A 10,941-nucleotide genomic window follows, 5' to 3' on the forward strand; every position below is an offset into this window, starting at 1 on the left:
CATAAATCCATCCTACAATAAACTCTTCCAATCTACTATGTTTTGATAAACAAGAGCCACCAAAATTGTATTTCTTATTTGTATTATATTGTAATTATAGGTATGCTAAATAGGTGTTGTATTAATTTTCAAACTAATCTATTAATGGTAGATGCAGGAGGAAAACAAATGACTGAACAAGTACAAATCCAATCGATTATTGCAAATATTGAAAAGGTAATGATTGGGAAGAAAGAAATTGCAGAACTTGCATTAGTTGCTCTGCTTGCAGATGGTCATGTGCTTTTAGAAGACGTGCCAGGAGTCGGAAAAACAATGATGGTTCGTGCACTAGCAAAGTCAATCGGAGCTGATTTTAAGCGAATTCAATTTACGCCGGATTTATTGCCTTCAGATGTTGTTGGGGTTTCAATCTATAATCCGAAAGAGATGGAATTTGAATTTAGACCTGGCCCGATTATGGGGAATATTGTATTAGCTGATGAGATAAATCGTACTTCTCCAAAAACGCAATCTGCTTTATTGGAAGGAATGGAAGAAGCGTCTGTAACGATTGATGGTATCACTATGCCAATTCCTAAACCATTTTTCGTAATGGCTACTCAAAATCCGATTGAACATGAAGGAACATATCCACTTCCAGAAGCACAACTGGATCGTTTTATTTTGAAATTAAAAATGGGCTATCCACATCCGAGTGAAGAAATAGAAGTACTAAATAGATTAGAAAAAAATTCCCCAATAGAAGAACTTCGACCAGTTATTTCACTAGAACACTTAATAGACCTTCAGAAAAAAGTGAAGGAAGTAAAAGTCGATAGTACGGTGAAAGGGTATATTGTGGAATTAGCGAATCGTACGAGAGAGGACACGTATGTTTATCTAGGAGTGAGCCCACGCGCTTCGATTGCATTAATGCGTGCGTCACAAGCATATGCATTACTTCAAGGAAGAGATTATGTTATTCCGCATGATATTCAATACTTGGCTCCATTTGTTTTTTGTCATCGAATTATACTTCGACCAGAAGCGCGTTATGATGGTATTTCTACGGAAGAAGTCGTTGCACGAATTTTGAAAAGAACGCCGGTGCCTATTAAAAGGAAAGTTAGTCAATGACGAAATGGTTAGGGCAACTAAAAAAGCTTAAAGGTGTTACAGGAATTCTGGTTCTCCTCGTTGCAACGTTCGTGTATGCAATGTTTCAGGGAGGCTTTATTAGTTGGTTTCTTTTTTATCTGATTGTTCCTCTTATTATTTACTCCTTGTTTTTGTTTTTCTATCCGCTATCTAAGGTGGAAGTAGAACGGACGATTGAAACGCGCAAAGTATATAGTGGTGGGAAATTTTCTGCGACGATCAATGTAAAAAGAAAAAATCGTTTTCCGCTTTTGTATGTTTCATTCGAGGAAAAGGTAAGCGATAGCTTGCAACAGTCTACTTCTTGGAAAAGGATGACGTTTTGGGGAATGAAGCGTGAGTACGAGTGGACATATGAAATGGAGCATATTCCGCGTGGGGAGCATGTGTTAGAAGGAATTATTATCCGAGCTAGTGATTTATTTGGCTGGGTACAAAAAGAAGTATTCATCTCTAATACTAAAACTATTTTAGTGTTTCCTAATTTAACTGAAATGGTCTATATTCCTATTGAATCGCGATATGACCAAGGATCAGCTGCGTCTCGAATTCAAGTAATGAAAGATACGTCTATGGCTACTGGTATTCGTTCCTATCAACCAGGAGATCGTGTATCTTGGATTCATTGGAAATCATTTGCTCGGACGCAAACATTAAAAACAAAAGAATTTGAAGATCGGCAATCGCAGGATTTGTTTGTATTAATAGATCGAACAGCTTCTCCTTTATTTGAAGAGGTAGTCGATTTAACAGCTTCTATTATGCAATCGATTGTGAGGCATCATGCATCTAGTGCATTTCTCTCGATTGGCGGAAGTAGACTGTATATTCCAGCGGTCCAAAGTGAGGAACAACTTCAACGCGTGTTGTATCATTTAACGAAAGTGCAGGCAGATTTAACGAGACCGGTAGAGCAGGTCATTTTAACAGAATCAGCACTAGCTCAAGCAACATCTCTTTTATATATTACGAGTAATCTTACATATGAATGGATAGAAAGTGTTCAAAAGGTTACTCAAAATTTACGAGTTTGTACATGTTTTGTTATAAAGGAAAAAGAAACGAAGCTATCTTCCGAAGAAAACGCATTGAACCAATTTGCGGCTAGTAGGGGGATCCATGTACATGTCATTACGAAAGATAGATTTGCCCAAGCATTTATGGAGGTGAGTCGTTCATGAATGAAAAAACGGGCAACCATTTGTTATCATTCATCATCTACTTTTGTGCGTTCATTCTAATGGTTGAGTGGCTTAAACCAGTTATTATGCTTACCGATACAGGTCATTTAAAATTATTTAGTGTATTTTTATTGCTATCCTTTTCATTTTATTTCCTTCGTTTGAATTGGAAAATTGTCATTCCTATAAAAGTTTTATGCATTAGCTGGATATTGATTTTCATTTATGCAGATTTTTCTTTTTGGTCAATGGAGTCTGTTTCCTATTTAGTCGATATGATCCGTACTAATTTAATGGCTTTAATGGCGCAAGAGTGGAATGACGTAACGAACCCTTTCCGAACTTTATTGTTTTTTATATTACTTTGGATGACTACGTATTTATTGAATTATTGGATTCGAGTAAGAAAAAGTTTATTGTTATTTTTCTTGCTTACGGTTTTATTTATTACGATATTAGATACGTTTAGTCCTTATAATGGAGAAAAAAGTATTGTTGTTACGTTAGTTGCTGGCTTTATAGTAATCGGATTGTTATATGTGGAAAAACTGTGGAAGGAACATAATAAGCAGATAAAAGGTAAGTTTTTATTCGCTGCAATTGTGAGCCTTGTTGGATTACTCGTTTTTAGTAGTACTTTAGCTTATGCGCTTCCGAAAGCGGGTCCTAGTTGGCCAGATCCTGTTCCTTTTTTTACTGGAGCTAATGCACCATCTGGTGAGGGAGAAGGAAATGGAAGAGGAAAAGGTGGTCCGCAGAAAGTAGGATACGGGGAAAATGATGAACAATTAGGCGGAGCTTTTATTGGCGATAAGTCTCCCGTATTTTATGCGACCGTTCCAGATCAACAATATTGGAAAATCGAAACGAAAGATACGTATACTTCTAAAGGCTGGGTTCAATCAAAAACGGAGGCGCAAATTAGTAGCTATGATAAGGGAGAAACAATTAGTACGGATATCCCTCCTGGTCAAGCGGATAAGGCGGAAAAAGCAACTATTTCCATGAGGGAAGAATACTCATTTGTTATGCAACCTTATGGGCTAATAAATTTAAACACTGCTGAGCCAGCTACAATTTCTCTCAATGCAACGAATCAAAAGATGACAACCTTTTTAGGTGGCAATACAGTGCCGTTGCAAGAGTATGAAATAGAGTTTAGTGAACCTTATTATAGTTTAAAGGCACTTAGGGCATCTACAAACGCAAAGTTAGAGGAGTTAACGAGCGAATTTGATCGTTATTTACAGCTACCTAATACGCTTCCTGATCGAGTAAGGGAGTTAGCAACATCTGTTTCTGCAAGAGAAGAAACCTTATATGAAAAAGCTAAGCTAATCGAACGTTATTTCCGTTTAAATGGATTTAGTTATGAGAAAACTGATGTTCCTGTTCCAAAAGGGAATACTGATTATGTAGACCAGTTTTTATTTGAAACGAAGTTAGGGTATTGCGATAATTTCTCGACGTCGATGGTTGTCATGCTTCGTTCACTTGGGATACCAGCAAGATGGGTAAAAGGCTTTGCTGCTGGTGAAATTGTGGATAGAAACAATGATACCCGTGTGTATGAAGTGACGAATAATAATGCACACTCATGGGTGGAGGCATATATCCCTGGATCTGGATGGATGCAGTTCGAGCCTACAATTGGTTTTACAAGTGGCATTAATTTAGATTATGACCTAGATATTGAAACAGAGGGCATAAACACGCCGACACCAATTGTTCCGAAAGCTCCGATTAAAGAAGAAACGAAGCAAGAACGAGCAGAGATTTCCAAAGTGTTTACAGATGTAACGAGCGGTTCGCTTAAATGGATTTCTACTCATAAAGCAACGTTTTTTTGGTCAATCATTTGGCTATCCTTTGCGAGTTTAATCATTTATTACTTTAGACGAAAATGGATGTCGAAAATACTCATTCCAATGTATCGAATGAAGAAAAATAATTGGGAAGCATTTGAGAAAATGTACCACCAATTATTGAAGCAGTTAAGTTTACATGGAGTAAAACGAGAGCAGGGCGAAACATTGACGGATTATGCAAAACGAATAGATAGTTACTTTGGTGGCAATTATATGAATAGGCTTACAAATGCATATGAAAAAGGATTTTACGGTGGAAATAAAGAAGAGATTAACTATGCTTCGATGAGAGAAAATTGGGAAAAATTAATCAATCAGTTAAGCGGTTGATTTTCGATTCGACAACCTGTAAACTGATAACAAATTAAATTGACCAAGTTGCCCTCGTATATGTCCGATAATATGGTTCGGATGTCTCTACCAAGTTGCCGAAAATAACTTGACTATGAAGGTGAATGCAGTCATGTCTTTTTTAGACAATTGCATTCACCTTTTTGAACCGATAAGAAATATAAGGTTTCATACATAGTAATTGTCTAGCTTCAGCGCCTAGCCCCTCGGGTCAAATGTGAAAAAGCTGTGGTGGCTGAGGAGCTGCCTCCTCGCTTTTCCCCATTTGCCTGTCGGGGCAGACATAGGCACTTACGCTTTTCGGATGTAGAGTACTTAAACGCGTAGAAAGAGGTATGCTTTCCTGCGCGTTTTTTTTAGATTTATTTCCTAAAATTCGAGACGTTAGGTGCAATTTGGATTACAAATAAAGAAGAGGTGGATACTAATGTCTTTAACACCATTGTTGTTAGAACAAGAAAAAATTGTCGTTCTAGATTTCGGAAGTCAATTCAACCAATTAATTACGCGTCGTATTCGTGAATTCGGTGTATACAGCGAGTTACACCCACATACAGTAACTGCGGAAGATATCAAGAAAATGAATGCTACAGGTATTATTTTCTCTGGTGGCCCAAATTCTGTATACGATGAAAATGCATTTCATATTGATCCAGCTATTTATGATATTGGTGTACCAATACTAGGAATTTGCTACGGAATGCAATTAATGTCTCAACATTTCGGTGGAAAAGTAGAAAAAGCTTCTCATAGAGAATATGGTAAAGCAGAGATTGAAGTGAAAAATGCAACTTCTTTATTCGGAAAACTTCCTGCGAGCCAAGTTGTTTGGATGAGTCACGGTGACCATGTAACAGTAGCTCCTGAAGGATTTGAAGTGATTGCAACAAGCCCTTCATGTGAAGTTGCTGCAATGGCAAACGTAGAGAAGCAATACTATGCAGTTCAATTCCATCCAGAAGTTAGACATTCTATTCATGGAATCGAATTACTTCGTCAATTCGTGTTTGATATTTGTCACGCAAAAGGCGATTGGTCAATGGAAAGCTTCGTAGAATTAGAAATCGAAAAAATTCGTGCAGAAGTTGGCGACAAAAAAGTTCTATGTGCACTAAGTGGCGGAGTGGATTCTTCAGTAGTTGCAGTGTTAATCCACAAAGCAATTGGTGATCAGTTAACTTGTATGTTCGTTGACCACAACTTAAACCGTAAAGGTGAAGTTGAGCAAGTAATGAAAACTTTCACTGAAGGCTTTAATATGAAAGTAATCAAAATAGATGCACGTGAGCGTTTCATGAATAAATTAGCAGGAGTTTCTGACCCTGAACAAAAACGTAAAATTATCGGTAACGAATTCATTTACGTTTTCGATGAAGAAGCTTCTAAGCTAGAAGGCATGGATTTCCTAGCTCAAGGTACTCTTTACACAGATATCATTGAGTCAGGTACTGCAACAGCTCAAACAATTAAATCTCACCATAATGTAGGTGGATTACCTGAAGATATGCAATTCACATTAATCGAGCCATTAAAAACATTGTTCAAAGACGAAGTGCGTGCACTTGGCTTAGAGCTTGGCATTGATGAAAAAATCGTTTGGCGTCAACCATTCCCAGGTCCAGGTCTAGGTATCCGCGTACTTGGTGAAATTACAGAAGAAAAACTAGAAATCGTTCGTGAATCAGATGCAATTCTTCGTGAAGAAATTGCAAAAGCAGGATTAGATCGCGACATCTGGCAATACTTCACAGTACTTCCAGACATCCGCAGTGTAGGCGTAATGGGCGATGCTCGCACATACGATTACGCAATCGGTATCCGTGCAGTAACTTCTATCGACGGCATGACTTCTGACTGGGCACGTATCCCATGGGACGTACTTGAGAAAGTAAGTGTACGTTTGGTGAATGAAGTGAAGCATATTAACCGTGTGCTGTATGATATTACGAGTAAACCACCAGCTACGATTGAGTGGGAATAGTTAATTAAAAACAGCCTAGAACCCTTATACAGAAGGGTTTCTAGGCCGTTTTTCCATTTACAACTATTGATTTCTAAAACGTACTCTCTTTTATTTGCGCTATTTTGCAAATAGAAGAGAGTTTTTTTGTGGTTAAAATGATGGATTAGTAGACGACTTTTAACTAGAAATGAAAATAGGATGTTCTTTCAGCGTATTATTAGAGGAAAAACACATAGAGTCAAAAGTATCACTAACGATTTAGTTATTGGGTAATTAGTTGAAATAATTATTATTTAAATGCACTACTATGGACATCTTTGTTACAAGTGCGTAAAATCATCAATATAATTGGAGGGATTCGGAGTGTTTAATAGATTGATTAAAACAATTTTACTTACAGTATTTGCTGTTGGTATTAGTGGTTTGTGCACAGTAGAAGCAGGTGCCTCATCTAAAGTAATGTGGGGAAAAACGGAGCTAGTAGTTGGTCAGATTGGGAAAATAACTATCTTAAACGACACGCCCCTTGTGAGACTTAACAATGATAAAATAGAAACAATAAAGACGTTGAAAAAAGGTGACGAGTTCCGAGTATATAGCTATAAAGGTCAACATGGCGGGCTTTATGGAGTAGGCGGTGGTAGTTTTGTGCAATTAAACAAAACGAACGTAACTTATGCCACACCTTCTAAATCAAAGTTAGATCAGTTAGCTGCGATAAAGGAACAAGAGAAGGAAGTCTCAAGTGAAGTTCAACAAGTAGTCGATCTAATAAATAAAGAGCGTTTAAATGAAGGTCTTCAGCCATTGGAAATAGATGCGAAGCTAGAAAAATCCGCTCAAGCGAAATCTCAAGATATGAAAATCAATAATTATTTTTCTCATACAAGCCCAACATATGGCTCACCTTTTGATCAAATGAAGTCATTTGGTATTTCATATAGATCAGCTGGTGAAAACATTGCAAGGGGTCAACGTAGAGCAACTGAAGTTGTCGATGCATGGATGAAGTCACCAGGTCATAAAGCAAACATTATGAATCCATCCTATACACATATTGGGGTAGGGTTATCAGACAGTGAATTCTACTGGACGCAGCAATTTATATCCCGATAAAATGAAACAGCCTAGGACTCTTAAAGAGAAGGGGCCTAGGCTTTTTTTTATACACTAGCTACAATTGATAAGTAAATAACTATACTGCCATCCCTTTTATACACTTCAAAATCAGTAGCAAATGCTCTTGGTAAATCACTCTGCCAAATTTCATACCAAGCTTCACCAACCCCATTTAAGTCATTCGACTCCACTTCCCACATATAATATTCCCCATTTGGAATAGTAATGCTATGCTGCCCGCTTTTTTCTTCCGTTCCAATCATAAAGTCGAAGCTGCCAGTATGATTACTTTCATAGTTACTATACACTGCGTAAATATCACCTTCGCTTTTATTTTTCAAAAATTCCTCCCATTCCTTTGAAAAAACGTTTATGTCCTCATTGCTCGTTCTGATTTTATTTCCATAGATTACTTTATTCATTTCAATAACCTGCCTTTCTAAATGGAATATATCATGGTATATATGACAACTGATTGTCATCATTTATTTTTCGGTATATTTTGTTTAATTCGTTGTAATATTGTTTTTTCAATGATATTGGCTCTAGTACATCGACAGAACAGCCGAACATCAATAAAAAAGGTATGAGGTTTTTATTGCGATCGTATGTAAAAATAACGTTAACGCTATCTTCTAGAATTTCGATTTCTTCATCTATGAAATAATCATATAGCTTGCCGAGCTGATTTTTATCGAATACTAATGAAACCATTTCATCACTTGGTGGGGAAGTAAATTCCTTTCGATGTATCTCCATAGTTTGATCATCTAATAGTATATATTCTCTAATTCTTGTTAATTTAAATACACGATTGGCGCATCGTTTCTCGCAATAAGCTTCGATGTACCAGCTACCATCGTTCAAATGCATATGAAAAGGGGAGATAACTCTAGTAGACAGATCTCCAAGAAGAGAGACATATGTTATTTCTACTTTCTTTTTCATAGTAATTGCTTCTCTTAAGGCAATTACTTTATCTTTTATTTCTACCTCAATTTCTTTCCGGTGTATCGTAGGGGAATAAAAGGAAAGATTGTGGAATGATTCATTACTTCCTATTAAATTTTCTAACTTATTGATAAGTGTTTTGCTGTCCTCTTGTAACATCGTTTGTTGCATGTTCAAAGCACTGATGATCGTTTGCTTTTCTATGTCGGAAAACAAATATTTATCTATAGTATAGGAAGGCATTAAACGAACACCACCGTTTCTACCGTGGATTGTTACGACCGGAAGTCCTGCCATTGCTAAAGATTCAATATCTCTATAGATAGTTCTTTTACTAACCTCGAACTTTTTCGCGAGTTCGTCGGCAGAAACGACTTCTTTATTTAATAAAACAACTAAAATCGATAATAAGCGTTCGATTTTCATTTTAAGCAATCTCCTTTCGAATAAACAGAATGACGAACTATTATAAGTTTTATTTGATTAATGTTCGGATTTACTATTGATTTTCCTTTCTGCTAGTGTTATATTACTATCATAATTCAATTATGTCGTCGTATAACGTTGGGAATAAGGCCCAAAAGTCTCTACCGAATCACCGTAAATGATTCGACTACGATTAGTGAAAGTGCTTCGTGCATTCACTTATTTAGAGATGCCTTCGCGTACGACTAGTTACTAGTTGTATGCTTTTTTAGTTTACACGACAAAAAAATGGAGGATCTCATGAAAAAATATTTCAAGTTTGAAGAACTAGGTACGAACTATCGCCGCGAGATTATTGGTGGTTTAACAACTTTCTTGGCGATGGCATACATCTTAGTAGTAAATCCATTAACTTTATCATTGGAAACGGTGGAAGGATTGCCGGATTTCATGTATATGAATAAAGGATCGGTATTTACAGCTACGGCAATTGCGGCTGCAGTCGGATCTATTTTAATGGGGGTATTAGCGAGATACCCAATTGCACTAGCTCCTGGTATGGGACTTAACGCATTCTTCGCTTATACAGTAGTTCTAACTTACGGAATTCCTTGGCAAGTTGCTTTAACAGGTGTTTTATTCTCAGGTCTTATTTTTATCGGTCTTTCATTATCTGGAATTCGCGAAACAATTATAAATGCCATTCCTTCTGAATTGAAGTATGCAGTTGGTGCAGGTATCGGTCTATTCATTACATTCATTGGTTTACAAAACTCTAAAATTATCGTAGGTAATGATGCGGTTATAGTAGCTTTGGGAGACTTATCAAACCCGAATGTTCTATTAACAGTTTTTGGTTTAGTGATTACAGTTATTATGATGGTAAAAGGTATTAAAGGCGGTATTTTCTACGGAATGATTATTACTGCAATCGTAGGAATGGTATTTAGTTTAGTGCCAATCCCAGAAGCGGTTGTTGGAAATATCCCAAGTATGGGCCCAACATTCGGAGCAGCTTTTGATGTAATCTTTAACGATCCTGCTTCTTTATTAACAACACAATTTTTAGTTGTTGTACTTACATTCTTGTTCGTGGATTTCTTCGATACAGCTGGAACATTAATCTCAGTAGCAAATCAAGCTGGTTTAATGAAGGAAGAGAAATTACCACGTGCAGGAAAAGCATTACTAGCTGACTCAATTGCAACTGTAACGGGAGCAATTGCAGGTACGTCTACTACAACATCTTATGTAGAATCGACTGCCGGTGTAGCAGCAGGTGCTCGAACAGGTTTAGCAGCAGTAGTTACAGGAGTTTTATTCTTATTATCTTTATTCTTCTATCCAGTGTTAAGTGTAATCACTTCCCATGTAACTGCACCAGCATTAATTATCGTTGGAGTATTGATGGTATCTTCATTAGGTAAAATTGAATGGAACAGATTCGAAATTGCAGTTCCAGCATTCTTTGTTATCATTGCAATGCCATTAACCTATTCAATTGCAACAGGTATCGCAATCGGATTTATCTTCTATCCAATTACAATGATCTTTGCCGGACGAATAAAAGAAATACACCCGATTATGTATGGACTGTGGATAGTGTTTGTAGCTTACTTTATATTCTTATAAAAAAAGAGACCTTGTGTCTCTTTTTTATTTGTCTTATATAGAAGAAATATAGAAGAAATAGAGATTATCTTATTAGATAAAGTGATTAAAGCTAATAGCAAACTATATTTTGTGAGTGTACCTAACAACAGTTGCGCTATTCTGAATAAAGTGTTATTATATTTTTATACCTTTTTGTCGAATAAAGTGTTGACGTAGTATTTGAAAGGGTGTTAAGATACAAAAGTCGCTAAAACAAGACGGCAATTTACAAAGCTGAACATTGAAAACTGAACATGCAAAACGTTAAGAAATATAGCTAGACAGATTA

At 36.7% G+C, this 10,941-nt stretch carries 8 protein-coding genes and 2 riboswitches; of the genes, 6 read left to right on the plus strand and 2 right to left on the minus strand.

What is annotated here, in order from left to right:
• Nucleotides 1-168: 168 nt before the first annotated feature.
• The 5 genes from RUH95_RS13915 to RUH95_RS13935 all read left to right on the plus strand — a co-directional run bounded on the left by RUH95_RS13915 (nt 169) and on the right by RUH95_RS13935 (nt 7,619).
• Entirely contained in the window at nt 169-1,119 is a 951-nt protein-coding gene (locus tag RUH95_RS13915; RefSeq protein WP_313893484.1) for an AAA family ATPase, read from the plus strand.
• Nucleotides 1,116-2,321, plus strand: a complete 1,206-nt coding sequence (locus tag RUH95_RS13920; RefSeq protein ID WP_313893485.1) for a DUF58 domain-containing protein — start codon at nt 1,116-1,118, stop codon at nt 2,319-2,321. The genes RUH95_RS13915 and RUH95_RS13920 overlap by 4 nt, the downstream gene beginning before the upstream one ends.
• Nucleotides 2,318-4,519 (plus strand): DUF4129 domain-containing transglutaminase family protein, encoded by a 2,202-nt coding sequence (locus RUH95_RS13925; RefSeq protein ID WP_313893486.1) that lies wholly within the window; start codon nt 2,318-2,320, stop codon nt 4,517-4,519. The genes RUH95_RS13920 and RUH95_RS13925 overlap by 4 nt, the downstream gene beginning before the upstream one ends.
• 34 nt (nt 4,520-4,553) lie before the next feature.
• Nucleotides 4,554-4,655: riboswitch (purine riboswitch) on the plus strand.
• Between the two features lie 312 nt (nt 4,656-4,967).
• The gene (guaA, locus tag RUH95_RS13930) at nt 4,968-6,521 is read left to right on the plus strand and encodes a glutamine-hydrolyzing GMP synthase (protein WP_313893487.1); all 1,554 of its coding nucleotides are present in this window, start codon (nt 4,968-4,970) and stop codon (nt 6,519-6,521) included.
• Between the two features lie 345 nt (nt 6,522-6,866).
• Complete coding sequence (locus RUH95_RS13935; protein WP_313893488.1) at nt 6,867-7,619, plus strand: CAP domain-containing protein; 753 nt, start codon at nt 6,867-6,869, stop codon at nt 7,617-7,619.
• Between the two features lie 47 nt (nt 7,620-7,666).
• On the opposite strand, the gene RUH95_RS13940 is transcribed toward RUH95_RS13935, so the two are convergent.
• Together RUH95_RS13940 and RUH95_RS13945 are read right to left on the minus strand one after the other, a co-directional pair.
• Nucleotides 7,667-8,044, minus strand: coding sequence for a GyrI-like domain-containing protein (locus tag RUH95_RS13940; protein ID WP_313893489.1), 378 nt, complete (start codon nt 8,042-8,044; stop codon nt 7,667-7,669).
• 31 nt (nt 8,045-8,075) lie between these two features.
• The gene (locus RUH95_RS13945) at nt 8,076-8,999 is read right to left on the minus strand and encodes a helix-turn-helix transcriptional regulator (RefSeq protein ID WP_313893490.1); all 924 of its coding nucleotides are present in this window, start codon (nt 8,997-8,999) and stop codon (nt 8,076-8,078) included.
• 108 nt (nt 9,000-9,107) lie between these two features.
• A riboswitch (purine riboswitch) is annotated at nt 9,108-9,209 on the plus strand.
• A gap of 90 nt (nt 9,210-9,299) precedes the next feature.
• Here RUH95_RS13945 and RUH95_RS13950 point away from each other — a divergent pair.
• Nucleotides 9,300-10,631 carry an NCS2 family permease gene (locus RUH95_RS13950; RefSeq protein ID WP_313893491.1) on the plus strand — a complete coding sequence of 444 codons (1,332 nt, stop codon included), beginning with the start codon at nt 9,300-9,302 and terminating at the stop codon, nt 10,629-10,631.
• The last annotated feature ends 310 nt before the right edge of the window (nt 10,632-10,941 follow it).

The sequence above is a fragment of the Psychrobacillus sp. genome (genome assembly GCF_032154225.1).
Taxonomy (GTDB): domain Bacteria; phylum Bacillota; class Bacilli; order Bacillales_A; family Planococcaceae; genus Psychrobacillus.

Coding starts and splice junctions, on each gene's coding strand:
- RUH95_RS13915 (WP_313893484.1), top strand. CDS start 169: ATGACTGAACAAGTACAAATCCAATCGATTATTGCAAATATTGAAAAG.
- RUH95_RS13920 (WP_313893485.1), top strand. CDS start 1,116: ATGACGAAATGGTTAGGGCAACTAAAAAAGCTTAAAGGTGTTACAGGA.
- RUH95_RS13925 (WP_313893486.1), top strand. CDS start 2,318: ATGAATGAAAAAACGGGCAACCATTTGTTATCATTCATCATCTACTTT.
- guaA (WP_313893487.1), top strand. CDS start 4,968: ATGTCTTTAACACCATTGTTGTTAGAACAAGAAAAAATTGTCGTTCTA.
- RUH95_RS13940 (WP_313893489.1), bottom strand. CDS start 8,044: ATGAATAAAGTAATCTATGGAAATAAAATCAGAACGAGCAATGAGGAC.
- RUH95_RS13945 (WP_313893490.1), bottom strand. CDS start 8,999: ATGAAAATCGAACGCTTATTATCGATTTTAGTTGTTTTATTAAATAAA.
- RUH95_RS13950 (WP_313893491.1), top strand. CDS start 9,300: ATGAAAAAATATTTCAAGTTTGAAGAACTAGGTACGAACTATCGCCGC.